29 protein-coding genes are annotated in these 24329 nt (G+C 67.8%); 12 read left to right on the plus strand and 17 right to left on the minus strand.

Features of this window, described 5'->3' with window-relative positions; genetic code table 11:
- Window positions 1-103: 103 nt before the first annotated feature.
- Window positions 104-2584 carry a molybdopterin oxidoreductase family protein gene (locus tag FBY35_RS20200; RefSeq protein ID WP_142215412.1) on the plus strand — a complete coding sequence of 827 codons (2481 nt, stop codon included), beginning with the start codon at window positions 104-106 and terminating at the stop codon, window positions 2582-2584.
- Entirely contained in the window at window positions 2581-3084 is a 504-nt protein-coding gene (locus tag FBY35_RS20205) for a hypothetical protein (RefSeq protein ID WP_142215413.1), read from the plus strand. The genes FBY35_RS20200 and FBY35_RS20205 overlap by 4 nt, the downstream gene beginning before the upstream one ends.
- 124 nt (window positions 3085-3208) lie before the next feature.
- Here the strand turns inward: FBY35_RS20205 and FBY35_RS20210 are convergent, their stop codons facing one another.
- The 3 genes from FBY35_RS20210 to FBY35_RS20220 form a co-directional block, all read right to left on the minus strand.
- The gene (locus tag FBY35_RS20210; protein ID WP_142215414.1) at window positions 3209-3439 is read right to left on the minus strand and encodes a DUF5133 domain-containing protein; all 231 of its coding nucleotides are present in this window, start codon (window positions 3437-3439) and stop codon (window positions 3209-3211) included.
- A gap of 116 nt (window positions 3440-3555) precedes the next feature.
- Window positions 3556-4101, minus strand: a complete 546-nt coding sequence (locus FBY35_RS20215; RefSeq protein WP_142215415.1) for a hypothetical protein — start codon at window positions 4099-4101, stop codon at window positions 3556-3558.
- Between the two features lie 531 nt (window positions 4102-4632).
- Entirely contained in the window at window positions 4633-7563 is a 2931-nt protein-coding gene (locus FBY35_RS20220; protein WP_142215416.1) for an AAA family ATPase, read from the minus strand.
- A gap of 352 nt (window positions 7564-7915) precedes the next feature.
- On the opposite strand from FBY35_RS20220, the gene FBY35_RS20225 reads away from it, so the two are divergent.
- The gene (locus FBY35_RS20225) at window positions 7916-9034 is read left to right on the plus strand and encodes an isoafricanol synthase (protein WP_222123158.1); all 1119 of its coding nucleotides are present in this window, start codon (window positions 7916-7918) and stop codon (window positions 9032-9034) included.
- Between the two features lie 74 nt (window positions 9035-9108).
- Here the strand turns inward: FBY35_RS20225 and FBY35_RS20230 are convergent, their stop codons facing one another.
- The gene (locus FBY35_RS20230; protein WP_142215417.1) at window positions 9109-9759 is read right to left on the minus strand and encodes a TetR/AcrR family transcriptional regulator; all 651 of its coding nucleotides are present in this window, start codon (window positions 9757-9759) and stop codon (window positions 9109-9111) included.
- Between the two features lie 85 nt (window positions 9760-9844).
- On the opposite strand from FBY35_RS20230, the gene FBY35_RS20235 reads away from it, so the two are divergent.
- Window positions 9845-12043: an MMPL family transporter gene (locus FBY35_RS20235; protein WP_142215418.1), complete on the plus strand. Its 2199-nt coding sequence runs from the start codon at window positions 9845-9847 to the stop codon at window positions 12041-12043.
- A 113-nt stretch (window positions 12044-12156) separates the two neighbouring features.
- On the opposite strand, the gene FBY35_RS20240 is transcribed toward FBY35_RS20235, so the two are convergent.
- Together FBY35_RS20240 and FBY35_RS20245 are read right to left on the minus strand one after the other, a co-directional pair.
- Entirely contained in the window at window positions 12157-12348 is a 192-nt protein-coding gene (locus tag FBY35_RS20240) for a DUF6381 family protein (protein ID WP_142215419.1), read from the minus strand.
- An 81-nt stretch (window positions 12349-12429) separates the two neighbouring features.
- A complete protein-coding gene (locus tag FBY35_RS20245) occupies window positions 12430-12711 on the minus strand; it encodes a hypothetical protein (RefSeq protein WP_142215420.1) in 282 nt (93 codons plus the stop codon).
- 92 nt (window positions 12712-12803) lie between these two features.
- Here FBY35_RS20245 and FBY35_RS20250 point away from each other — a divergent pair, with 92 nt between their 5' ends.
- Window positions 12804-13454, plus strand: coding sequence for a formylglycine-generating enzyme family protein (locus tag FBY35_RS20250; RefSeq protein WP_399208525.1), 651 nt, complete (start codon window positions 12804-12806; stop codon window positions 13452-13454).
- 24 nt (window positions 13455-13478) lie between these two features.
- On the opposite strand, the gene FBY35_RS20255 is transcribed toward FBY35_RS20250, so the two are convergent.
- On the minus strand, window positions 13479-13868 hold the full coding sequence (locus tag FBY35_RS20255; RefSeq protein WP_142215422.1) for a helix-turn-helix domain-containing protein: 390 nt from the start codon (window positions 13866-13868) through the stop codon (window positions 13479-13481).
- A 127-nt stretch (window positions 13869-13995) separates the two neighbouring features.
- Here FBY35_RS20255 and FBY35_RS20260 point away from each other — a divergent pair, with 127 nt between their 5' ends.
- The 7 genes from FBY35_RS20260 (at window position 13996) to FBY35_RS20290 (ending at window position 19009) form a co-directional block, all read left to right on the plus strand.
- A complete protein-coding gene (locus tag FBY35_RS20260; RefSeq protein ID WP_160159305.1) occupies window positions 13996-14520 on the plus strand; it encodes an STAS domain-containing protein in 525 nt (174 codons plus the stop codon).
- 125 nt (window positions 14521-14645) lie between these two features.
- Complete coding sequence (locus tag FBY35_RS20265) at window positions 14646-15716, plus strand: YihY/virulence factor BrkB family protein (RefSeq protein ID WP_142215424.1); 1071 nt, start codon at window positions 14646-14648, stop codon at window positions 15714-15716.
- 187 nt (window positions 15717-15903) lie between these two features.
- Window positions 15904-16323, plus strand: a complete 420-nt coding sequence (locus FBY35_RS20270) for a phage holin family protein (protein WP_142215425.1) — start codon at window positions 15904-15906, stop codon at window positions 16321-16323.
- Complete coding sequence (locus FBY35_RS20275; RefSeq protein WP_142215426.1) at window positions 16320-16751, plus strand: DUF3618 domain-containing protein; 432 nt, start codon at window positions 16320-16322, stop codon at window positions 16749-16751. The genes FBY35_RS20270 and FBY35_RS20275 overlap by 4 nt, the downstream gene beginning before the upstream one ends.
- Window positions 16748-17014: a DUF4235 domain-containing protein gene (locus FBY35_RS20280; protein WP_142215427.1), complete on the plus strand. Its 267-nt coding sequence runs from the start codon at window positions 16748-16750 to the stop codon at window positions 17012-17014. The genes FBY35_RS20275 and FBY35_RS20280 overlap by 4 nt, the downstream gene beginning before the upstream one ends.
- A gap of 28 nt (window positions 17015-17042) precedes the next feature.
- The gene (locus tag FBY35_RS20285; RefSeq protein WP_142215428.1) at window positions 17043-18602 is read left to right on the plus strand and encodes an FAD-dependent oxidoreductase; all 1560 of its coding nucleotides are present in this window, start codon (window positions 17043-17045) and stop codon (window positions 18600-18602) included.
- Between the two features lie 140 nt (window positions 18603-18742).
- Window positions 18743-19009, plus strand: a complete 267-nt coding sequence (locus FBY35_RS20290) for a GlsB/YeaQ/YmgE family stress response membrane protein (RefSeq protein ID WP_142215429.1) — start codon at window positions 18743-18745, stop codon at window positions 19007-19009.
- Between the two features lie 150 nt (window positions 19010-19159).
- Here FBY35_RS20290 and FBY35_RS20295 read toward each other — a convergent pair whose 3' ends face one another.
- The 10 genes from FBY35_RS20295 to FBY35_RS20340 form a co-directional block, all read right to left on the minus strand.
- Window positions 19160-20344 carry an alcohol dehydrogenase catalytic domain-containing protein gene (locus FBY35_RS20295; RefSeq protein WP_142215430.1) on the minus strand — a complete coding sequence of 395 codons (1185 nt, stop codon included), beginning with the start codon at window positions 20342-20344 and terminating at the stop codon, window positions 19160-19162.
- An 87-nt stretch (window positions 20345-20431) separates the two neighbouring features.
- Window positions 20432-20962, minus strand: coding sequence for a hypothetical protein (locus FBY35_RS20300; protein ID WP_260848757.1), 531 nt, complete (start codon window positions 20960-20962; stop codon window positions 20432-20434).
- An 18-nt stretch (window positions 20963-20980) separates the two neighbouring features.
- Window positions 20981-21439: an SRPBCC family protein gene (locus tag FBY35_RS20305; protein WP_142215431.1), complete on the minus strand. Its 459-nt coding sequence runs from the start codon at window positions 21437-21439 to the stop codon at window positions 20981-20983.
- A gap of 94 nt (window positions 21440-21533) precedes the next feature.
- Window positions 21534-21746, minus strand: coding sequence for a CsbD family protein (locus FBY35_RS20310; protein ID WP_142215432.1), 213 nt, complete (start codon window positions 21744-21746; stop codon window positions 21534-21536).
- A 98-nt stretch (window positions 21747-21844) separates the two neighbouring features.
- Window positions 21845-22105, minus strand: coding sequence for a gas vesicle protein K (locus FBY35_RS20315; RefSeq protein WP_260848937.1), 261 nt, complete (start codon window positions 22103-22105; stop codon window positions 21845-21847).
- Window positions 22106-22179: 74 nt separating this feature from the next.
- A complete protein-coding gene (locus tag FBY35_RS20320) occupies window positions 22180-22440 on the minus strand; it encodes a gas vesicle protein (protein WP_399209460.1) in 261 nt (86 codons plus the stop codon).
- A gap of 5 nt (window positions 22441-22445) precedes the next feature.
- Window positions 22446-23246, minus strand: a complete 801-nt coding sequence (locus tag FBY35_RS20325; protein ID WP_142215435.1) for a GvpL/GvpF family gas vesicle protein — start codon at window positions 23244-23246, stop codon at window positions 22446-22448.
- Window positions 23243-23626, minus strand: coding sequence for a gas vesicle protein (locus FBY35_RS20330; RefSeq protein ID WP_260848758.1), 384 nt, complete (start codon window positions 23624-23626; stop codon window positions 23243-23245). The genes FBY35_RS20325 and FBY35_RS20330 overlap by 4 nt, the downstream gene beginning before the upstream one ends.
- The gene (gene gvpO / locus FBY35_RS20335) at window positions 23623-24072 is read right to left on the minus strand and encodes a gas vesicle protein GvpO (protein ID WP_142215436.1); all 450 of its coding nucleotides are present in this window, start codon (window positions 24070-24072) and stop codon (window positions 23623-23625) included. The genes FBY35_RS20330 and gvpO overlap by 4 nt, the downstream gene beginning before the upstream one ends.
- Window positions 24073-24075: 3 nt before the next feature.
- Complete coding sequence (locus tag FBY35_RS20340) at window positions 24076-24327, minus strand: gas vesicle protein GvpG (RefSeq protein WP_142215437.1); 252 nt, start codon at window positions 24325-24327, stop codon at window positions 24076-24078.
- Window positions 24328-24329 lie beyond the last annotated feature (2 nt).

The following is a 24329-nucleotide window of genomic DNA, read 5'->3' on the forward strand; positions in this document are numbered from 1 at the left end:
CGGACGAGATGCGGACTGCGTGTCGTCCGGCCGGATCGTTAGAGATGGGCAGCGTGGGGTACCCGGACGGGGATGGCGCATGGCCTGGTGAAAGAGGCAGAACATGGACGCATCGGTGGACCGCATCGCCAATCCGTGGGGCGGTCGTACTCCGTACCCGCGGGGCGCGCCGTGGCCGTACCGGGTGGACACCTACCTGTCCGAGCAGAACGATCCGGCCGACGTCGAGCGATGGGTGCAGACCGCCTCGATTCTGCACTCCGACGGTGACGCGATGGATGTGGCGGTCCGGGACGGTCGCATGGTCGGCGTACGCGGCCGTGCTCAGGACAGAGTCAACCGCGGGCGGCTGGGGCCCAAGGATCTGTTCGCCTGGCAGGCCAACGGTTCGGGAGATCGCCTGGCCCGGCCCATGATCCGCCACGACGGACAACTGGTCGAGTCGGACTGGACGACTGCGATGGAACGGATCGTGTCCCGCACCAAGGGCCTTCTGGAGCAGCAGGGTGCCGGGTCCATCGGCTTCTACACAAGCGGGCAGTTGTTCCTGGAGGAGTACTACACGCTGACGGTTCTCGCGCGGGCCGGTATCGGCACCAATCATCTGGACGGCAACACTCGCCTGTGCACGGCAACGGCGGCAGAAGCGCTGAAGGAGTCCTTCGGCTGTGATGGGCAGCCCGGCTCGTACGACGACATCGATCATGCGGACACCATTGCCCTGTTCGGGCACAACATCGCTGAAACCCAGCCAGTCCAGTGGATGCGGATTCTGGACCGGCTCGAAGGCCACACTTCGCCCCGGCTTGTGTGCGTGGATCCCCGGCCCACGCCGGTCGCCCGCCACAGCACGGTGCACCTGGCCCCACGGATCGGCACCAATGTGGCCCTGCTGAACGCCCTCCTGCACGAGGTCATCCGCACCGGCCGGGTCGACCACGACTACCTTGCCGCCCACACGGTCGGCTTCGAAGGCCTACAGGAGCGCGTCAAGGACTGCACGCCCGCCTGGGCGGCAGGAATCTGCGACGTCCCCGCCGCCCGAATCATCGAGGCAGCCGAAATCATCGGCGTCGCTGACCGCCTGTTGTCCACCGTCCTCCAAGGGATCTACCAGTCGCACCAGGCGACCGCCGCTGCCGTTCAGGTCAACAATCTGCACCTGATCCGCGGCATGATCGGGCGTCCCGGCGCAGGAGTGCTCCAGATGAACGGGCAGCCCTCCGCGCAGAACACCCGCGAGTGCGGAGCCAACGGCGACCTGCCGGGCTTTCGCAACTGGGCCAACGATCAGCACGTCACCGACCTGGCCGGAGTGTGGAACGTCTCGGCTGACGCCATTCCTCACTACGCACCACCCACTCACGCCATGCAGATGTTCCGCTACGCCGAGCAGGGCTCGATCCGCATGCTGTGGATCAGCGGCACCAACCCGGCGGTCTCCCTGCCGGAACTCGCCCGCATCCGATCGATCCTTGCCCAGGACAGGCTGTTCCTGGTGGTACAGGACCTGTTCCTTACTGAGACCGCACAACTGGCTGACGTCGTCCTGCCCGCCGCGACCTGGGGCGAGAAGACCGGCACCCTCACCAACGCCGACCGCACCGTGCACCTGTCGGAGAAGGCAGTCGAGCCACCCGGCGAAGCCAAACCGGACCTGGACATCTTTCTGGACTACGCACGTGGCATGGACTTCCGCGACAAGGACGGCGAACCGCTCATAGGCTGGCACGACGCGGAAGGGGCTTTCGAGGCCTGGAAGCGGTGCAGCGCCGGCCGCCCCTGTGACTATACCGGCCTGAGTTACGACATACTGCGCGGCGAGAGCGGTATCCAGTGGCCCTGCAACGCCCAAGCCCCCAACGGCACCGAACGCCTCTACACCCAGGGCATCAGCTGGGCCCACCCGGACACCTGCGAGAGCTACGGCAAGGACCTGGTCACCGGCGCCTCCGACGGCGTCGTGGACTACCAATCCCTGAATCCCGACGGCAAAGCCATGATCAAACCTGCCGAATACTTGCCGCCGCACGAGGAACCCAGCGAGAACTACCCCTTCCAACTGACCACCGGCCGCACGATTTACCACTTCCACACCCGCACCAAAACAGCCCGAGCGCCCCAGCTCAACGCCGCCGCCCCTGAGGTATGGGTGGAAGCCTCCGCCACCGACGCCGCCGCCCTCGGACTCGGCGAGGGAGACCTGGTGGAAGTCCGCACCCACCGCGGCTCCCTCCGCGGTCACCTGCGCGTCACCGACATTCGCCAAGGCCTGCTCTTCGTACCGTTCCACTACGGCTACTGGGACACCGACACCCCAGCCGGCCCCGGCGGCCAGACACCGGGCCGTGCCGCCAACGAAACCACCGTCACTGACTGGGATCCCGTATCGAAGCAGCCTCTGTTCAAAACCGCTGCCGCAGCCCTCACGCTGGTCCAACGGGGCGCCGGACCGCCCGCCCCCGCACCAACGACGACCGCGTCCGCCCCCCTCGGCCATGTTGGCGCCACCGAGGGCGGACCCACCGCCCGCGTGAGGCAGTCGAGCAATCCCCCCAACAGCACGAGGGGAGAGACGACATGAACGGCATCACCCTCACCCTGCGCGCTCTCCACCTCGGTGAACAGCACCTGGCGCGCGAGCTGCTCACGGCAGCAGAGCGGCACCGCGCCGAGCACGAGGTCCACCACGTCGCCATCGACCTCTCCCGCTGGTCCCACGAACATGCATCCCGCATCGCCGAGGCAAGCCGCGACCACGGTCTCAATCTCGCCGATCCACCTCAAGCCCCCCACCGCGCCCTGCCCTCCCTCGCGGCGGCAGCCGACGAGGAGACAGCCGGGGCCCCAGGCTCCCGGCTTCCACCGGACCTGCGGCTCCTGTACGACCTGCGCCACCTCCATCTGATGGCTACGGGGAACTCTCTGTACTGGGAAATGCTCGTCCAAGGGGCCCAAGCCGCCCACGAGGATGCGCTGCTGCAGCTCGCATCCTCGTGTCGCCCCCGGACATTGCGGCAGATCCGCTGGACCAACACCATGATCAAAAACTTGGCCCCCCAAGCCCTCCAAGCCCTGCACTGAGCTGCCGAAAACCTCCGGCCGGAGCGCGAGAGTCAGGCACGCCGGCCCCGGCGCTTCCCTCTCGCTTCACTCTCCACGGCGCCGCACAGAGCGTAGGAAGCGGGGGGGGGACGACACGCGGCGTTCACAGCTCGGCCAGTACCGAGTCGTCGCCCGGCCGGGCGCCAGGCAACTGGTGCCGTGCCGCGATCAGAGCGGCATCGCCATCACGAGTCCCGGTGGAAACGCACAGTGTGTGGGCGACATCGTCCATGCGGCGACGCACGGTGCTGCTGCCATTCTCGGCGTGCAGAGCCCTCAGCATTTCGTACTCGTCGGTCAGGTTCTTCAACACCGCAGGGTGGGCCAGCAGCATGATGAGCCTCCTTGACGTAGAACGCTCCCGTATTCCAAGAGCCCGGCTACCCCCGCGCCCCGCGAAAATGCGCTCGCCCCTCATCGCGGCTCGGATGACGGCGGGTGACCCCTACCTCAGTAGCCGACGGGAGCCCTCCGGGCCCGGGCCCGGTCGCGGAACCACGCAGCCGCCCCCACCAGCACCGCCGCCCCCACCCCATACATCGGCAGCCACAGAGTCGTCGTGGCCGCCAGGCACTCGGCAACGGCCTTGCGGGCCTGGACGTCCTGTACGAACGCCAGGGCAGCACCGTCACTGCCGGCCAGATTCCCCAGCGCGGCCTTCGCCTGGAGGGCCTGGTACCTGCCCATCAGGCCGCACTCGCTGCGCGTACCGGGCATCGGGAACAGCCAGGCTCGGCGCTGCAGCAGGGGTGCGAGTGCGACCGCCACGCACAGGCCGACGACCAGCGAGAACGCGACCAGGCTGCGCATGTACGCCGAGCGGATGTCCGGCGTCCACGCCGCCCGGCGCTGGAAGGCGAGCATGACCGCAAGGAGCGTCACTCCGATGAACGTGGCGAACCACTGCCACGAACCCTGGGCGAGCGCGAACGTCAGCACCGCGGCGAGTCCGATACCGATGACCCCGGGAGCGGGAATGTCATCATTTGCCGCCACGGATGTCCGCTTTGGGGTCACTCGAAGGCTGGGATCACTCACGGGCCTCTCCTGCTGGGGGAGGCATCAGCATCCGCCGCGGGGCGCCACGGACCAGGGCACCATGCCGGACGGGCCCGGCGCCTCGCACGGATGGCCCGCACCTGCTCGGCCACGCGGGCCCCTGGCAGGGGGCGCGTGGCGTCTCTTCCGGATCATGCCTGGCACGTGAGAGACAGGCCTAGCGAACCTGACCGCCTTCGAAGTACGCGATCAGCTCCGGGTCGAGGGCCGGGACGTCGTACGGCACGCCGCCCTCACGCAAGGAACAGGTCGCCAGGGATCACGGATCCCTGTCCCGGCCAGTGGGCACAGATGGCGATGGAGCGACGAAGGCCGAGCCCGACGACGCCAAGTCGCAGGTCTGACACGGGAGTCCCTTCGTCCTTGTGTGCACCGGTGCAGGACGGAGACTACTCACACACGACTGCCCTGGTATCCCGGCGGACGGAACACCGGAAGGCACAGACCGGGGCAGCGCCCACTCGCCGCTCACTGAGGCTGTGTCGGCCGTGCCTCACCCTGCCTCCCGATGAGCCGTGACAGGCCCGCCTGATCGGAGCCGACCTTGCGGTATATGTCCGACAGCAGGCGCGTCACCTCCGCCTCCTGGGCGCCCAGCTCCTCCGCGATGCGAGCGCTCAACCAGCCCTGGGCAGCCCATTCGGCCACGGTCCGCTCCTGTGCTGTGAGCGACTCCGTGGCCGTGGTACGCAGTTGGACCGGCCACAGACCAGCCGCGTCCAGCTCCTCGCGCGCCCGCGCCGCAAGGGCGTCGGCCCCGCACTGAACGGCGCCTTCCAGTCCGCGGTGGAGCTGCTCGGCTGCGTCCTGCGGCAGTCCGACATGGCGCAGTGCAATGCCGTGGTCCACCAGCGCACGCGCCAGGTCGTAGCCGGCTGGGGAGCGCTCGAGGTGTTCGACTGCCTCGGCCAGCAGGGTGACCCGTTCTCCGCCGTGGGCCACCGAGGCCTGGGCAAGCAAGGCCTGCCCGATGGCGGACTGGGTACCGAATCGGCGGGCCCGGTGGACTCCTTCGGATGCGTACTCGAGGGCACGTCCCGGGTCGTGGGCCTTCAGTGCCTCGGCCAGGTGGAGCTGCCAGGGGCACCAGGCAGGGTTGCGCATGCCGCGCGATTCGAGCCGCATGCCGACCCGGACAAGCTGATGTTCGGCCTCTCGGCGCATACCGAGTGCGAGCAGCAGTTCGCTGTAGACGGTCTGGGAGTCCGGATAGACCACGGCACTGGGCACGACATCGCCGTATCTGTACGTGGTGGCGAGGTCCTGGGCGTCCGTGGTGCGACCGCGGGCGAGCAGGATCTCGATGAGGATGCCGATGGCGAAGTACTGTGCGGGCACTTGGTGCCCGACCCTGTCCGCGATGCGCAGTCCTCCGCGGACCAGGTTCTCGGCCTCGTCAAGGCATCCGCGGCGATAGCGGATATACCCCAGGAGTGTGTAACCGAAGGACAGATGGGCTCCGCGCCAGCCCTTGCTCTCACATTCCGCGATGCCCTTGTTGAAGAGCTCCTCCGCTCGCCCGGGCTGGTCGCAGTACATGAAGGTGAGAGCGACCAGGACGGGGACCTCGAAACCCCATTGCTCGTCGGTCCATTTGAGGCCGTCGCCGAGGGCTTCTTCCGCGTAGTGCAGCGCGGTGGCAGCGGGTTCGCCGCGCACCATGGCGTCCCAGGCACGCAGCCCGAGGATGTACCGCTCCGCCAGGCCCCGGCCGGTGAGGTGTGTGGCCAGCCTGGCCAGCTTTCGCGAGCGCGCGGGCGAGTCCTGTTCGTCGGCCCGGAAGGCGTTCCACATGAACTGCTCCGCCTGCATGCGCAGACGGGTCCTGGCGTCGGTGGCCTCCCGCGCGGCTTCGGCAACCGTCTCGGCGGCCTCGGCCATCCGGTCCGAGTGGCCGAGGGCCTGCGCCAGCCGGTAGACGACGGCCTCGCGCAGGGACGGGTCGAGGACGGGCTCGTCCAATGCGGCCCGCAGATGGTTGACCGTGGTCGCAGGTTCGGTCAGCAGGGCGGAGCAGCCGAGTTCGAACAGCACATCGGCCCGCTCCTCCAGCGCGGGTGGCTCGCGCAGGGCCCGGGCGAGGCAGCGCCGCGCGGCCTCGGGAGCACCTGCCCTGAGGTATTCGCGGGCGGCTTCGCGGAACTGCCGCACGGCCCAGGGGTCGCTCTCGGGGTGCACCTCCAGCAGGTGCCGGGCCGTTGTGGTGGCGCCCAGGCCCGCGCTGGAGACAACAGCGGCGGCCTGGCCGTGCATGGCCACGCGGAACGCCGCGGGGATCGCCCGGTATACGGCGGTGGCAACCAGCGGGTGGAAGAACTCCAACCGGTCGTCCTCGGGGGCGTCGGGCGCCGGATCGGCGAGGATGCGGGCCTGGCGCAGCCGGGCGACGGCGTCGGCGGACTCCGCCTCGCCCAGTCCACCGACGCTCGCGGCCAGGTTCCGGGACGCGCCGGCGCCCAGCACAGCAGCGCTCCAGGCGAACCGGACGGCCGAGGTGCCGAGCCGCTCCAACCGCTCGACGAGCCCGCCGCCCTTCACGTCGGAGGCGAGCTCCCGCAGTTCGGGCACGTGGACGACCTGCGGTTTCAGCCCGCGATCGGCGACCCTGGCGGTGAGTTCGACGGTCTCGAACGGGTTTCCTCCGGTGACCGCCCAGGCCTCGCGGCAGAACCCCTCGTCGGCCTCCTCACCCAGGGTGTCCCGGACGATGCGGCCGACCGCACCGGGGGTGAAGGGTACGAGGTCGAAGGGGCGCGATCCGTCGCGTTCGGCAAGCCTGCCGAACGCCGCAGCGTCAGGCGGGAGTTCATCGGACCGGTAGGCCACGACGAGCAGCAGCGGGAGTTCGGTGACCCGCGGAGCGAAGCCGGTGAGCCAGGCCAGCGACTCGGCGTCGGCCCAGTGAGCGTCGTCAAGCATCACCACCAGCGGCGCTTGCTGCACGGCGAAGCGGGTGGCGATCCAGTCCAGGCCGTCCCGCACGCCCTGCGGATCGGGTGAGCCGTTGTTCGTGCCCGCCACGAGGCCGACCGCAGGGGCGACGATCTCATACCAACTGCCAAGTATCTTGCGGTGTTCCTTCTCGGTGGCTGCCGCGAGTACGGGCTGGACGAGCTGGCGTACGACGTGGAAGGCGACGCCCTGCTCCTGCTCTCCTCCGCGGGCGAAAAGCACGGTGCAGCCACGGGCCAAGGCCTTCCTCCGCACCTCTGTCAGAAGTGTGGTCTTGCCGAGTCCGGCGGGCCCGGCAAAGGTCAATAAGCCGCCCGTGCCCGGTGCGGCCGAGCCCGGGGACGATCCGCTCAGGTCGGTCAACAGAGCATCCACTGCCGCGAGTTCCGCGTCACGTTCCAGCAGTAGCCGACGCGGTCGCCCCGGCCGGTCTCCTGTGTAGGTCACATCCGTTTCCTTCGACCGTATGTCGTCCAAGTACGCGAAGAGTACGCCCTTGGAGACGGTCCGTAGCCCGTCGGGGAAGCTTTTGCCCCATGGGGACGAAATTCTGGTAACACCGGTGACCGCACGGCGCTTCCCTTTTCACTCCGCCTCGCTCATGTTCCACCGAAGAGGGCGCGTACGCGGTCGCGTGCGCTGGTATTGCGCCACATCGCACCCGACGACAGCGGCTGTACGGGTGAAGCGGCGTCTAGCCTCGAGGGATGGCGAGAACACGCTAGGGTCTGATCCAAACGACAGGCCCTGAGTCTGCTTCGTCGCGGCGGGACGCGCCGCGGACACCCAGGGGGTGTGAATGGCGAACGCGAGGACTTTCGGCCCGAACACGGTGCCCACCGACCCTACGCGGCGCACCGCAGCAATCAGGATTCCGTTTCCCGCCCGCTTCAACTCCCATGCGGAGCGCGCACGGCGGCACTCACTGCAGTGGCTGCAGGAGACGGGCCTACTGATGGGGGAAGCCGCGACCGCGGAGTACGACGCGCTGCGGCTCGAACGGCTGATGGCGTATTTCTACCCCGACGCCACAGGCAACGACCTTGAGCTCGCGGCTGACTTCAACGCCTGGTTCTTCATCTTCGACGACCAGTTCGACGGGCACCTGGGGATGCGGCCCGAAGCCATCGAACCAGTGGTGGCATCCCTCGTAGGGACCATGAAGGCGGACGGCCCGCCTCAGGTGTCCGGCGAGCAAGGCCCGCCGCTCGTCCAGGGGTTCGAGGACATCTGGCGCCGGGCGACGTCAGGCACACCGTACAACTGGCAACGCCGGTTCCGTACGCACTGGCGGGCCTACATGACCGCCCACCTGGGGGAAGCACACAACCGGAACGCGCAACGCCTGCCTTCCCTGGAACAGTTCCTCAGGGTCCGGCGGGACTCCATAGGGGTACAGCCCTGCCTCGACTTCACCGAGCGATGCGGCGGCTACACGCTTCCGGACGAGTTGCACGACTCCTTCCCGCTGCGTGAGATGCGTGAGATCACCGGCGATGTGGTGATCTTCGTCAACGACATCGTCTCGCTGGTCAAGGAACTGGCGGCCGGGGATGTCAACAACAGCGTCATCATCCTTCGTGAGCAGCGGCGTTGCACCCTGGAAGAGTCCGTCGAGTGCATCGCCGCCCGCGCGAACACGCACTTGGCCCGCTTCGCTCAGCTCGCGGCGGCTCTCCCCAAGACGCTGAGCGAACGAGGCGTGCTTCCCGAGGTGCGCGGCCACATCGAGCACTACGTGGAGGGCATGGGTCACCTGATGGCGGGCAACCTCGCCTGGTCCCTTGCGACATCCCGTTACGACGAGACCGGGATCGCAGCCGTGAGCGGCGGACGGCAACGCCCTTGGGCGCATCTCGCCGTGGCACGCGAGCCCTCGGGCAGAGGTGCAGGGCGGAACGTGCCGACAGGGCGTTGAGGACCATGTGGCGCGTCCGCGCCACATGGTCCTCACCACCATCCACGCGGTGGGGCGCCAGGTGAGGACGCCTACTAGCGTGTCAGTCCGGCGGAGAGAGTGGTGAGGGTGCGGTCGACGACCGCGTCGCGCTGGTCGGGGGGCAGGTGGGTGAGCGGGCCGTCGAGGATGAGCAGGGAGAGACCATGGACGGCCGACCAGGCGGCAACCTCCGCCGCCGGCCGGTTCTCCGGTCGCATCCGGCCCGCGGCGACGAGCATGTCGAGCGTGTCCGAGAGCAGCACGAACGCCGCGTACTCGGGCCTGGTCTCGGGGGCTTCGAGGCCGGTGAAGTCGCTGCTGTGCACCAAGGACGTACGACAGAAGGCGGTGCGGTAGAGCCCAGGGTGCTCGATTGCGAACCGGACATACCCGCGCCCGATCGCCTCGGCCCTGCGAACAGCCTGCTCACCCGGGTCGTCGAGCGCCGGGAGCACGCGCACGGCCTCGGCCATCGAGTCGGCGAGCGCCTGCTGGCCGACGATCTTCACCGCCTCGAGGAGATCTCCCTGGCCGGTGAAGTGGCGGTACGCGGCGGTGGGTGACACGCCGACGCTGCGAGCCGCCTCACGCAGTACGACACGCTCGGGGCCGCCTTCGGCCGCGAGTTCGACGGCGGCCTCGATCAGCGCGTTGCGGAGGTCGCCGTGGTGGTAGCGGGACTTGCTGCCCCTGGTCGATTCCATGACTCCATCCTGCCCGAAGTTGACGCCATTAACATAGTGTGCCAACGTCGAAGTTAATGGTGTAAACATCGGTGAGGTGATGACCATGTTCGACAGAATCGCTGAGCTGGCCCTGAACCGGGGCAGGCTCGTACTGACACTCACCGTCGTAGCCGTGATCGCCATGGGAGCCATCGGCTTCGGGGCGTTCGGCAAGCTCCTCGGCGGCGGATTCGAGGATCCGAGCGCGCCCTCGGCCCGCGCCCAGGAACTCATCGACGAGAGGTTCGGCGGCGAGAGCAACCTCGTCCTGCTCGTCCGGGCCGACGACGGCGCCATCGACTCCCCCGCCGCCGAGCGTGGCGGCCACGCCCTCACCTCGCAGCTGCGCGGCGAACCCACCGTGGCGAATGTGATCTCGTACTGGGACAGCCCCACCCCGGCGCTGACCTCCCGGGACGGGAACGAGGCGCTGGTACTGGCCCACGTCAAGGGCGACGACAGCGAGCAGGGCGAAAACGCCTCGGCGATCATCGACGAGTACACCGGCGACCACAACGGGCTGACGGTGCAGGCCGGCGGATCGGCCGCGGTCGGCGACGAAGTGCCCACCCAGGTCGCCAAGGACCTCGTGCTCGCCGAGAGCATCGCCGTGCCACTGATCCTCATCCTGCTCGTGGTCGCGTTCGGCAGCGTGGTGGCAGCACTGTTGCCCCTGGTCATCGGGCTGATCGCGATCGTCGGCACCTTCGCCGAGCTCTATGTGCTCGGCAGCCTCACCAGCGTGTCGGTCTTCTCGATCAACCTCACCACGGCCCTCGGCCTGGGCCTGGGCATCGACTACGCCCTGCTCATGATCAGCCGGTTCCGGGAGCACCTCGCGCAGGGCGCCCCCGTCCCCGAAGCGCTCCGGCACACCGTACGGACGGCTGGGCGGACCATCACCTTCTCCGCGGCCACCGTCGCCGCCGCACTCGCCGCTCTGCTGGTCTTCCCGCAATACTTCCTGCGCTCCTTCGCCTACGCCGGCATCGGCGTGGTGGCCGTCGCCGCCGTCAGCGCCCTGCTCGTCATCCCGGCGCTGCTCGCCGTGCTGGGCCACCGGGTCAACAACGGCCGGCTGCCCTGGGCGCAGACCGTGCGCAGCGCCGAGGCGCCCCTGTGGGGCCGGCTGGCCCGCACGGTCATGCGCAGGCCCGCCCTGACCGCTCTGCCGGTCCTCGCGGTACTGCTGCTCGCCGCGAGCCCCTTGCTCGGCGTCTCCTTCGGCACGCCGGACGAGCGAGTGCTTCCGGAGAGCGCCCAGAGCCGGCAAGTCGCCACCGCGGTGAAGAGCGACTTCACCGGCAGCGACGAGTCGGCGGTACAGATCGTCACCGGCGGCCCGGTCACCCCGGTCGGCCTGCGTACGTACGCGACGGACATCTCGCGGCTCGACGGCGCGGTCCGGGTGGAGACCTCCGCCGGCACCTTCCGGGACGGCCGCTTCGCCCCGCCCGGGCCCGCGAACGCCGCGCTGGGCCGGCCCGACGCCCAGCGGATCACCGTCGTCACCGACCTCACCCCCAAGTCGGGCGAGGCACAGAACCTGGTCAAGGACGTGCGGGCGGTGGATCCGCCCGCCGGGACCGAGGCCCTGGTCGGCGGAACCGACGCGCGGCTCATCGACTCCAAGGCCTCGATCGCGGACCGGCTCCCGGCCGCCATAGGCCTCGTCGCGGGCAGCACGTTCCTGATCCTCTTCCTGTTCACGGGCAGCGTGGTCCAGCCACTGCGAGCGCTGGTCCTCAACGCCATCAGCCTCAGCGCGGCCATCGGCATCATGGTGTGGATCTTCCAGGACGGCCACCTGTCGTCCCTGCTCGGCTTCACACCACAGCCGATGGACACCTCGATGACGGTGCTCATGTTCTGCATCGCCTTCGGCCTGTCCATGGACTACGAGGTCTTCGTTACCAGCCGGATCAAGGAGCTGCACGACGCGGGCGCCGACACCGAGACCGCCGTCACCAGCGGGCTCTCACACACCGGACGGATCGTGACCATGGCAGCCGGGCTACTCGCGGTGAGCTTCTTCGCCTTCGGCACGGCCAATGTCAGCTTCATCCAGATGTTCGGGCTCGGCAGCGGGCTGGCGATCCTCATCGACGCCGTGGCCGTACGCGGGGTACTCGTACCGGCGGCCATGCGGCTGCTGGGGCGTACGGCCTGGTACGCGCCGAGGCCGCTGCGCGCGGTGCACGGGCGGCTCGGCCTCACCGACTCCGCGCCCGCCGAGGACGAGCGGACACCCGCCAAGGTCTGACGCGCGCACCCGCGCGAAAGTCTCTGGCACACAGCGCCGCGCCTGCCGCGGCGCTGTGTGCCGCACCCGGCCGAGGCGTGCCGGTCTGTGCCTTCGTCGGCCTGCCTGACCACTCACTCCTGGGGGTAGATGTCCCCTGCGGCCATGGCGCTCTCCTGCTCGCTCAGCGCGAGCAGCCTGCGCGCCTTGTCCTGGAGCCGCTGCCGCTCCTGCGAATCGGTCGCCCGCTCCGCCTCCTGATTGAGCCCCTCAGCCTCCTGTCGCAGCTGACGGACGTGACTTCCGGATCCGCTTCCATCACTCATGGTCACTCCTCGGCCGTTCGGAATGAACCCTCTATCCAGAGAATAGGCGGGCCGTTCAACCCTGAGCGGAGCCGTGGATCATCAGATCTCCATCACGGCATCGCACTGGGCGCACACGAGTTGGGCGTACTTCGGTGTGTACCACGATGAACCGAGATGCTCCGACGGCTTCCAGGAGGCCGTCCCCATCGCGAACGTGTCCCGACCGCACATGGTTCGTGGCCCAGGAGTGGTCGAAGACCCAGGAGCGGCGTTCGCAGCGTGCACGCGCACGACAGGACGCTCCTCGGCCGGTGACGTTGCGGCCGACGATCGCGCTGCGGCAGGCTGGTCGAGCTCGTACATCACGAAGATCTCGCTCATGTTCCGACGGTAGGCCGGTAGGACGGATCACGCATGGGTGAGACAGGCGTCGGTAGGGTTGCCTGCCTATGGACGTGAGCGCAGGAAACGCGATGACTGCCATCCCGCCGGGTCAAGTGACGCTGTCGGACCGGCGAACGCAGCGCAGTTGGTCGGTCGAGCTTGCGCCATATCGGCTCGCGGCGTTCCCGATCACCCAGGAGCGGTACGCACAAGTCACCGGCCAGTGGCTGGGCGCGTCACCGGGCGACCAGTTCCCTGTCGAGGGTGTTTCATGGATGGACGCGGTCCGGTTCTGCAACGCGCTGTCCCAGCGCGAGGGGTTGACGCCCGCGTACCGCCTCGATGACGGCGCCGACGGTATTAAGTGGGACACATCCGCCAACGGGTACCGGCTGCCGACGGAGGCCGAGTGGGAGCACGCATGCCGTGCCGGTACGACCGGCGCGCAGTACGGGCACCTCGACGAGATCGCTTGGCATCGCGGCAACTCGCAGGAGCGGATTCACGAGGTGGGCGGCAAGCGGCCCAACGCGTGGGGCCTGTACGACATGCTGGGCAACGTCTGGGAGTGGTGCTGGGACCTCTACGACGCCGAGGTCTACGGCACCTATCGGGTGCTGCGTGGCGGCGGGTGGTTCGACGAGCGCTGGAGCTGCCGGGCCTCCGTGAGGCGTCGCAGCCACCCGACCTTCCAGGTCGACGACGTGGGATTCCGCGTCGCGCGTTCCATCGCGCGCTGACGTTGCCGAAAGCGGCCGGCCCGGCTACGCGTTGCGAGGCTCGTCGTGCGAGCGTGCCGTGTCGCGGTTGCGGCCCTCCGGAACCGTCTGGGCCGTCGAGTTGCCCTGCCCACCGTCGGCCCCCTGGGCTTCGAAGATTTCCAGGAGTGGCGCAATGTCCCGCTGCTCTTCCGCAGGATGACGGAATCTGCCCCCGATCAGGTGGTACCTGTTCCGGCGGCCTTCGCGCGTGTGCGAGAGATATCCGGCCGATTCCAGATCGGAGACCACGGCCTGGACGGTCCGCTCGGTCAGCCCGAGCCTCCCGGCAAGATCACGAACCCGGATCCACGGATCGCGTGAGATGGCCATGAGCACGCGCGCATGGCTGGTCAGGAACGTCCACGTGGTACGTGGCGCAGGGGCTTCCTCCATTCCCCCATCGTACGATCCCTCATACAGGCTTCGCACTACCTGAAATAAAATTCAGGTATCCCTTGACGTGTCTTTGGGTGGGGCACAGCATGAGGTCAGACCAATTTCCCGTCCTAGGGAGATGATCATGGCTTCCGCCACAGGCGCCTTCGAGGAGCCTGGACCCCGCCCTGCGCGCCCCGTCGCCGCCTCCACCGACATGAGCCGCCTCGCCGTCACCGTGACCGCGTCCGCTGGTCACCGCGCCCGAATGGTCGTGGTCGGCGAAATCGACCTGGACAGCGCAGCAGACCTGCGTCGGGTGCTCACCGGTGCCCTGCACGCGTCCACTGCGCTCGAAATCGATCTCGCCAGGGTCTCCTTTTGTGACTGCTCCGGCCTGCATGCCCTCATCGACACCTGGCAATGGGCACGGTCGCGGGGTCAGACGGTAGTCGTGATCGAGACCAGCCCGTGCGTGCGGAGGCTGTTGGACCTGACCGACACCCTTGGCCTGCTCACCACCACGACCCGCGCCGAGTCGGACAGCGATCCGCCCACGCTTGATGGTGACGAGCGAGCCGTGGCCGAGTCGGACGGGCGAGATCACCCAGGTCGGCCAGGGCCGCCACCGCTACGGCATGGTCCCGATGATGCTGATGTCGGCTTCTGACGTGGTCCTCGTCGTTCCCGCGGGCATATTGCCGGCGTGAGGCGTCCGGGCGGCCACCGCTCGCCTCGCGACCAGACACCGAGTTCAGGATCGAATTTCGTGGTTACCCGCAAGGTGTGGCACCGATGTGGCAGCGCAAGCGCAATGACCTTCACCAGCAAGAGGGTGGGGACGTGAGTGCCCGCCGTGGGGCAGATTCGCAACTCGGGGGCGGGCCGGGGCCGGATCCGCAGGTGGAGCATGCTGCCCCGGACGGGCCCACGGCGATGGGGAAGAAGTCGTGGTGGGCAGTGCTGAAGCGGACGGTGGCGGAGTTCAAGGACGACGAGTTGGCCGACCGGGCAGCGGCGCTGACGTACTACGGGGTGCTGGCGCTCTTTCCCGCTCTGCTGGTCCTCGTCTCGCTGCTCGGCATCGTGAGTGAGTCGGCGACCCAGAGCATTCTGGACAACATCAAGAAGATGGCCCCGGGCTCGGCCCGGGATGTCATCACCAACGCGGTCGAGCAGCTCCAGGGCCAAAGCGGCACGGGTTCTGTGCTGGCGATTGCCGGCCTGCTGCTGGCGCTGTGGTCGGCGTCCGGATATGTGGCGGCGTTCATCCGCTCCTCCAACGCCGTCTATGACATCCCCGAGGGCCGGCCGGTGTGGAAGGTGCTGCCGGTGCGGCTCGGCCTCACCGTGGTGCTGATGGCCCTTGCCTGTGTCAGCGCATTGATGGTGGTTTTCACCGGCGGACTGGCTCGAGAGGTCGGCACGGCGCTCGGGATCGGGGACACGGCACTCACCGTTTGGTCCATTGCCAAGTGGCCGGTGCTGGTGGTGCTGGTCACCAGCATGATCGCGATCCTCTACTGGGCGTCACCGAACGCGAAGGGCCGCGGATTCAGGTGGATCACCCCGGGGAGTCTCCTGGCCCTGGCGATCTGGATGGTCGCCTCAGCCGGCTTTGCTCTGTACGTCGCGAACTTCGGCTCCTACAACAAGACGTACGGCACCCTGGCCGGAGTGATCATCTTTCTGATCTGGCTCTGGATTACCAATCTCGCGATCCTGCTGGGCCTGGAATTCGATGCGGAGCTGACCCGCCAACGGGCGATCATCGGCGGCCTCCCCGAAGAGGAAGAGCCCTACGTCGAGCCACGGGACACCCGCAAATGGACCGACGAGGAACGCGCCGAGATGGGCGACGTCTGATCGCGGGCACGCATCCCTGCCGCCCACCCGCCGTGCGGGAAACCGAATGGGGCGAACCGGCTCGGGTACCCGCTGAGGAGATCAAGACGTGTACATGGCTGCTAATGGACGCGACAAGGAGGCACAGCCCCCTTCACAGGCGGCCACTTCCAGCCCACCCGCCCAGGAGCGAAAGGAAGGGACGACGATGGACAGGTCGCTGGACCAGCCGCCACGTCAGGACTCTGATGCGTCCGCGAGCGAGCTGGTCAGGCAGGCATCCGAGCAGATCTCCCAACTGACGCGTCAGGAACTGGCACTGGCGCAGGCAGAGATGCAGCGCAAGGCCAAACAATTCGGGACCGGGGGCGGACTTCTCGGTGGCGCCGGCGCGGTCGGTTTCATCGCGCTGCAGGCCATCGCGGCCACCGCGATCGTGGCTCTGGACCTGATCTGGCCGCTGTGGGGGGCCGCACTGACCGTGACCATAGTCCTGCTCGCGGCGGCCGGTGCGCTCGCAGCCATGGGCAAGAAGCAGGTTGGCAAGGCCGCCCCGCCCACCCCCGAGCAAGCCATCGACAGTGTCAAGAACGACATCGCCGAGATCAAGGAGAGGGCACAACGATGACGGACAAGTCTCAGAACAACGACTCCGTACCTACCGCTGAAGAGCTGCGCCGGCAGGTGGAGGAGACCCGTTCGGAACTCGGAGAGACCGTCGAGGCGTTGGCCGCCAAGGCCGACATCAAGGCCCAGGCGCAGCAGAAGGCGGCGAAGGTCAAGACCCAGGTACAGGACAAGGCCGCCCACGCCCTCCATGTGGCCCACGACAAGACTCCCGAGCCGGTACGCGAGAAGGCCGCGCACGCCAGGCAAGAGCTGACGGAGAGGGCCCATACCCTCGGAGCGAAGATCCACGACACCACCCCGGAGCCGGTGCGTGAGAAGGCCGGCCGGACGGCGCAGTTCGCGCGCGGCAACCGCGCCCGGCTGATCGCCGGGGCAATCGCGCTGACTGTCATCCTCGTCGTCGGCCGTAAGAGGAGGAGCACATGAAAGCTTCCAAAATCGCCTACAAGCCGGTCGGCTTGGCCCTCGGAGCGGTGAGCGGTGCCCTGGCCGGTGCGGTCTTCAAGCAGGTGTGGAAGGCGGTCGGCCACGACGAGGATGCTCCTGACGCCACCGACCAAGACCGCAACTGGCGGGAAGTCATGCTCGCCGCCACCCTGCAGGGTGCGATCTTTTCGGCGGTCAAGGCGGCCGTCGACCGCGGCGGCGCCACCGCCGTACACCGCCTGACCGGAACCTGGCCCGGCTGAGCCGCTACAGCAGAGAGGAGGGCGACCCATGACCTCGCTGCCCGGCCTGCCCACGTCGTACTGGATGGAAGCGGAGACAAAGGGTTCCCACCCCCCGCCGGAACACGACGAGGAAGCCGATGTCGCTGTGATCGGCGGCGGCATGGCAGGGCTCTGCACGGCATGGGAGATTGCGCGCGCCGGGCGTTCCGTGATTTTGGTGGAGGCGAATCGGCTCGGGTCCGGCGTCACTGGGCACACCACCGCAAAGCTGTCCGCTCTCCAAGGACTCACCTACGGACATCTCCGGTCCGCCTTCGGGCCCCGCACGGCCCAGCTGTACGCCACCTCGCAACTGGAGGCCGTCGAACAGGTCGGACAAGTCAGCGCCGAGTTGGGCATCGACTGCGAGTGGGAGCGTTGCGACGCCTACAGCTATGCCACCCGCGACGGCGCGGTCGACGAGCTGCGTACGGAGGCAGATGCGGCCGAGGAGGCTGGTCTGGCCGCGGAGTTCGTACCCGGTACGGGGCTTCCGTTCCCTGTGTCCGGCGCCGTCCGCGCGAGCGGACAGGCACAGTTCCATCCGCTCAAGTTCCTGGCGGGCCTTGTGGATGATCTGAGCGAGCGCGGCGGCCGCATCGTCGAAGGCACCCGCGTGACCCGGCTGCGGGAAGGCTCTCCGTGTCGGCTGACCACGTCGAGAGGGGTCCGCATCACGGCCCGCGATGTTGTGGTCGCCACGCACTACCCGATCTTCGACCGCGCTCTGCTGTTCGCCCGGATGGCCTCGCGCCGTGAACTGGTCGTCACCGGGCTGATTCCGAAAGAGCTCGATCCACAGGGGATGTACCACACCCAGGAGCAACGGACACGGTCGGTGCGTACCGCCCCGCACGACGCCGAACGGCGACTGCTGATCGTCACCGGAGAGAAGTTCACACCGGGGGCCGGGCAGGTGCGGGAGCGGTATGAGCGGCTGAGCTCGTGGATGCGAGAGCACTTCCCGGCTGCCGAACCGGCTCACCGCTGGGCGGCGCAGGACAACTGGACCACCGACCAGGTCCCCTTCGTCGGGCCGCTCCATCCCGCCGCCCGCCACACCTATGTCGCGACCGGTTTCGGCGGCTGGGGGCTGAGTGGTGGCGTGATGGCCGGCCGGCTTCTCACCTCACTGATCACGGGCGGCGATGATCTGCCCTGGGCCCGTCTGTACGACCCGCGGCGGCTGCACCTGCTGCGCGAAGGCCGCGCCTTGGCCGAGCGCCAAGTGGACACTGCGCGGCACTTCGTCGGTGACCGGCTCTCCCCACCCCGGCCGGACCGCCTCGCCGAGCTCCCGAGGGGCAGTGGCACCGTCGTACGCAGTGGAGCGCGGCACCTTGCCGTCTACCGCGAGGAGGACGGCTCACTGCGCGCGCTGTCGGCGCGGTGCACACACCTCGGCTGCCTGGTGCAGTTCAACGACGCCGAGCGGACCTGGGAATGCCCCTGCCACGGCTCTCGCTTCGACACTGATGGCAGCGTGGTGCAGGGGCCGGCGGTGCGTCCCTTGCAGGCTCGTGCAGAGACTGAAGCGCCCTCTGACGAGCGCCGGGGACCCGGCTGACTGCCGCGGAGGTTCTCGACCCGCGCACCGGGGCCTGGGTGCTCGTTGGGGACGTGGTCCGGGATACCAGGGCTGAGTGTTCCTGCCCGTAAGGGGTATCCAACCAGAAAAGGGTGGGAGAGCTGCAATGAAGGACAGTCATGGAAATCTCGGGCATTATTAGCGCGATTGTGATCGGTACGGTCATAGGTGTGCTCGGCCGGCTCGTGGTCCCAGGACGTCAGCGCATAGGCGTCCTCTGGACGATCGCGGTCGGCATCGTGGCCGCCTTTGTGGGCTCGGCCATTGCCTCAGCCTTCGATGTCGCCGACACCGAGGGCGTCGACTGGGTCGAGTGGCTCTTCCAGATCGGCTTGGCCGCCCTTGGTGTCGCAGCGGTCGAGCGGGTCAAGCTCCGACGACGCTGAGAGCCGGCCCCAGGCCCGGTGGCCGAAGTGTCCTCCTCTGACCGGAGGGCCGGAAAGGGCAGTATCCATGGGTATCGCCGCGCCTCCGGTCTCCGGTCGGAGGCGCCGCCGGCCGGCCGTGGCCCCACACGCGGTCGCGACTCGGTGCGCTCACGGCTTCAGGAGGGTCTTGATCATGCCGTCCGTCTTGTGCTGGAACATCTCGTAGGCATCCGGACCGTCCTCCAGCGGCATCGTGTGAGTGGCGAAGCCCTCGACTCCGAGTACGTCCTCGTCGTTGAGCAGCGGCATGATGTCGTCCACCCAGTGCTTGACGTTCGCCTGTCCCATCCGGAATTGGATCTGCTTGTCGAACATGGTCAGCATGGGCAGCGGATCGGCCGCGCCGCCATAGACGCCGGCCAGCGAGATCGTGCCGCCGCGTCGTACGACGTCGATCGCGCCGTAGAGCGCGTTCAGGCGGTCGACCCCGGCGTGCTCCATCAGTCGCGCGGCGAGGGTATCGGGCAACAGGCCGGTGATCCATTGGGCGGCCCTCGCGATCGGTGCGCCATGCGCCTCCATGCCGACGGCGTCGATCACGGCGTCCGTTCCCCGCCCGTTGGTCAGTTCACGGATGGCGTCGCCCAGATCCTTGCCGTGCCGGCTCGCGTCGAGCACGTCGACGCCGCGGGCAGCGGTCCGAGCGAGCCTGGCGGGCACCAGGTCGACGCCGATGACCATGCTCGCGCCCCGATGCTGGGCGATACGGCCGGCCATCTCGCCGATCGGCCCGAGGCCCAGAACCGTGACCGTACCGCCGGGCAGGAAGTTGGCGTACTCCACCGCCTGCCAGGCGGTGGGCAGGACATCGGACAGATAGACGTAACGCTCGTCGGGCGGACCTGGTGGCACCTTGATCGGAAGGCTGTCCCCGAAGGGAACCCTGAGGAACTCAGCCTGCCCGCCCGGCACTTGGCCATACAGCTTGGTGTAGCCGAAGAGCGCGGCTCCCATGCCCCGTTCGCGAACCTGCGTGGTTTCGCACTGCGACTGCAGGCCTCGTTCACACATGAAACAGTGTCCGCACGAAAGGTTGAACGGAATGACGACCCGGTCGCCGACAGCGAGCGAGGACACCGCCGTGCCAACCTCTTCGACGATGCCCATGGGCTCGTGTCCGAGAATGTCGCCCGGATCGAGGTACGGCCCCATCACTTCGTACAGATGGAGATCCGAACCGCAGATACCGGTGGATGTGATCCGGACAACGATGTCCGAGTCTTCTTTCAGCACCGGATCCGGCACGGTGTCGACTCGCACATCCCGCTTTCCCTGCCATGTCAGCGCGCGCATGCCGTCCTCCTCGTCGCAGTGATGGACTCGCCGTCATCCGGGGCCCCCGACGTGACCCGCCAGTCGCCGGTGTGCTCAACCGGAACGTCAGCCACTGCGGTGGGTCAGAACTGATGCAGCTGCGGCGTGATGGAGCGAATCGACGGTTGTCATCTGGGCGGACGCCCGGTCCATGAGGCCTTGGAGAACCGATGTTTCGAGCTGGTCCAATTCGGCGGCCACAGGCACCAAAGCCTGCCACATTTGGTGTTTGCCCTCGATGCCCAGCCGCAGGACCTCCAGTTCGACGAGGGTACTCAGCCCCGAGCGACGGTAGACGCGGCCGTTGGGCTTGAGCCGGGCCACCTTCTCCGCGATCCAGCCTCCGTACATCCTGTATCGGTGCGGAGCGATCTCAAGGGAATTCATCAGTTCGATGAGGCTCTGGCGGTCCTGGTCGATGTCCTCAGCGAGACGACGCATCTCCGAGGCACGCGCCGACGAGCGGTGTGCGCGAGCGACCCGCCGCGACAGCTCGACTCCCGCGGTGGCGCCGGCCAAGTGATCGTTCAGGTAAATCCTGAGAGGTTTGTCGTACACGGAGCGTTCCCTTCGCCTGTCATTGCCCGACCAGGACATGTCTCGCTCCCTCACACATCATCCAGGGGTGACGCGGCCACGCCATGCGCCGGATTCGCCGCCGCGCTGCTCGATGTACTCCTTGAAGCGCCGCATGTCTCCCTTCACGCGGCGGTCGATCATGCCGAGCATGTCCGCGCCCTTCTCCGCTACGCCAGTGCCTTCGACGTCCATCACGAGTTCGACCCGTGTGTGCGTCTCGTCCAGGCTCTGGAAGCGGACCATGCCCTTCTGCTTGGTGTCGCCGCTGGTCGTGCGCCACGCAATCCGCTCGTCAGGGAGCTGGTCGATGATCTCGGTGTCGAACTCCCGCCGGACACCGCCGATCTCGGTGGTCCAGTGGTTGTGCCGGTCATCGAGCTGCCTGACCTCCTCAACCCCTTCCATGAACTTCGGGAACTCCTCAAACTGCGTCCACTGGTTGTAGGCCGTGTGGACGGGAACGCCAACTTCCACCGCTTGCTTCACCGTGCTCATTACTCGGGCTCCTTTCAGTGGTGCATTCGCACAATTGGGCAGGGCCCCGCCGGGTATCAGGGGCCCTGATTCTGTTTCGCACCGCGAACGATGCTCACTTATGCTTGCGGGCCTTTCCCTTGGCCTCCTCCGCCGTACCCTTCGCCACGTCCTCCATCTTTCCCGCCGCCTGACGGGTCTTTCCCTCGACCTGGTCTGCCTTGCCCTTGGCGCGGAGGTCGCTCTTGCCCGTAGCGCGTCCGGTCGCTTCCTCGGCCTTGCCCACGGTCTCCTGGGTCTTGCCGCGAATCTTCTTGCCCTCAGCCATGCGGATCAGTTCTCCTCGTTCGAATGACAATTCCTTCGGATACCGTGCGGGTACCTCGACGCAGGACCTGCAAACATCATTCCTGCCGGCGGTTGCACTCAATGCTCAGGAGGCAGCAGAGGGCCCAGCGGGCCGAGATCTATGTTCAAATCATCCGGTGACAGGCCGAAGTGCTCCCGCAGCTCTTCGACGCGCTTTTCCAGTGCCATCAACGTGAGCCCGAGCTGTTCGATCTGCTCGTCACTGAGGCCTCCGTCTTCGATGCGGCGCAATGCCTGCCGTTCCATCAACTGGCGCAGCAGTTCGACGATGGTCAGCACCAGACCGGCCAGCCCTCGCTCCACCGACTCGGGGTCCATCTCGACGCGTTCGGGATATCGACGTGCCTCGTTCTTTGACGTGCCGCTTGCGCGATCTTCGCCATGTCGACGGTTCATCGCGGGCGCTCCACAGCGCGTGCGTCTGACTCCGCGGCAAGCGAGTCCTCCATGCCGGGACGGATGGAGGCGACGAGCGCGCGCAGCGAGATCCGGACGAGGGCGACATCGGCGATACTCAATGTGATCTCCCCGGCGATGACCACACCTCCGGCCAGCACCCGGTCAAGCAGGTCGACCAGCGCGACCTGCTGTCCCTCGAAGGCGTACGGCACTTGGGACTGCTGCGGTACGGGCGATTGCTGGTCGTCGGCCACGGCTCTCACGTCCGATCCGGCGTAACGTCGTCCCCGGTGAAGGAGTAGGCGGGCCACGGGCCGACAAGCTCGATTCGCACATCGGGAAAGCGGCCTCGTACGTCCTGCACCGCAGTGACAAATTCCTCTGTGAGGGCATTCGGCACGAGATACGAGGTGTTGAGGATCATCGAGCCCTCGTACCGAGCCAGGCGGGCGTCCTGAGGTCGATGGTGGGCCGACTCCACTGCGAGTTCCCGGAGCGCGACATGGATCTGTTCCGCACGGTCCTGAGCTTCCCGTTGCGCGGTCTCCTGCCCCTGTCGCTGCGCTTGCCGACGCAGGAGGTAGGCAGTGCCGGGGCTGCCGCCGTCCTCGGGGCCCGTATCGGATGCTTCTTGCCGCTCGAGCGTCCGCGGGCCGACGTACGCCTTGATGCCCCACTCCGTCCGCCCGGCCACCCGGTTCAGCGCCGCGGCGAAGTCCGTCCGGCGCTTGGCCAGGAGAGAGTGCACACGGTCGTCGTCGTGGTAAATCGTCGCGAAGCGCAGAGGGATGATGTTCCCCTCGCGGGCCACCGTGGAAATCACCTTGTGGTGGGCCCGGGCGGCTGCTTCGAGCCAGTCGAGGTCCTGGAGGCGTTCGTGCAGTTCCTCTTCGCCGAAGTCGCTGACGGGCACTGAGCCGACGATGCCGAGGAGGCCGGACTCCTCGACGACATGAACTGGCTCACCGGCCACCCCCGTCAAGTCGGTCGTTTCTCTGATTCCGGTGGCGGGGTGGGCGAATGCGATGGCATAGAGCCAGGTGACGAAGGACTCGGTCATCGCTCCTTCTCCTCGTCGTCCGGCCGGACGGTCGCCGCATCGTCCCCACTGCCCCGGCCCGCTTCCTCCAGCTGACCGATACGGCGGCGCAAGCGGCGGTTCTCCTCGATGACGTCACGTTCCCCGGAGGAAAGGGTGGGGTCGTGTTCCCACCAGTCGATGCCCATTTCGCGGGCCTTGTCGACGGACGCCACCAGAAGACGGATCTTTATGGTGAGCAGCTCGATGTCCAGGAGGTTGATCCGGATGTCACCGGCGATGACGATGCCCTTGTCGAGGACGCGTTCCAGTATGTCGGCCAGGTTGGCCGGTTCGGGCCGGGCCACCAGCGAGGGGTCTCCTCGCCGGCTTACACCACTCCAGCCCGAACCCTGGCTCATGCGTCACTCCTCTCCGCCCTGCCCCGGTAGTGGCGCTTTTCGCGGCGGTAGGAGATCAACTCGCCCTCGTCATCCATCTCGACGAGGTAGACGGCGAGGATGTCGGTGGAGTCGGGTATCCGATGCGTCTCCACGACCTCGATTCCCACCTGCCAGCCCTCATCCGTCTTCTCCAGAGAGGTCACAGCCTCGAGATCTTTGTCGGCGAGTTCGCGGACGTGCTGCGCGGCTCGTGCGGCGGCCCGGCGGCCGCTGAGGCGGTGCGGGGATGAGGCCCGCTTCTTGGGCTCCGGCCCATCGCCTTCCGACCGGTGCGGGGATGAGGACTTCGTCGTCCTGCGCCTCGTGCCCTCGGTCGAGCCGCGCTCGGACGCACGTGTCGCAGACTCCCGCTTCTGCCGGGCCTGCTTCCTCGGCTCCGGCCCAGCGCGTTCCGACCCGGGCACGGTTCACACCCCCATGCCGCCGTCGGGGAACCGCGACGCCATGAGGCGGCGTACCAGCTCTGCTTCCTGTTGGGCCGCTTCCTCATCTGTGATCTCCCCGGCGTCCCGCGCGATGTCCACTTCCTCCAGGCGCTGCCGGATGACGTCCGGGTCACTGAGTTCGCGCTCTGCCACGTCCTCGACTCGCTCTGCGATCCACACCACTCCGCGGACCGGCGCGAGCGGCCAGGTGAGCAGTCCGCTGAGAAGTCCCATGG

The organism is Streptomyces sp. SLBN-118, from assembly GCF_006715635.1.
GTDB lineage: Bacteria > Actinomycetota > Actinomycetes > Streptomycetales > Streptomycetaceae > Streptomyces.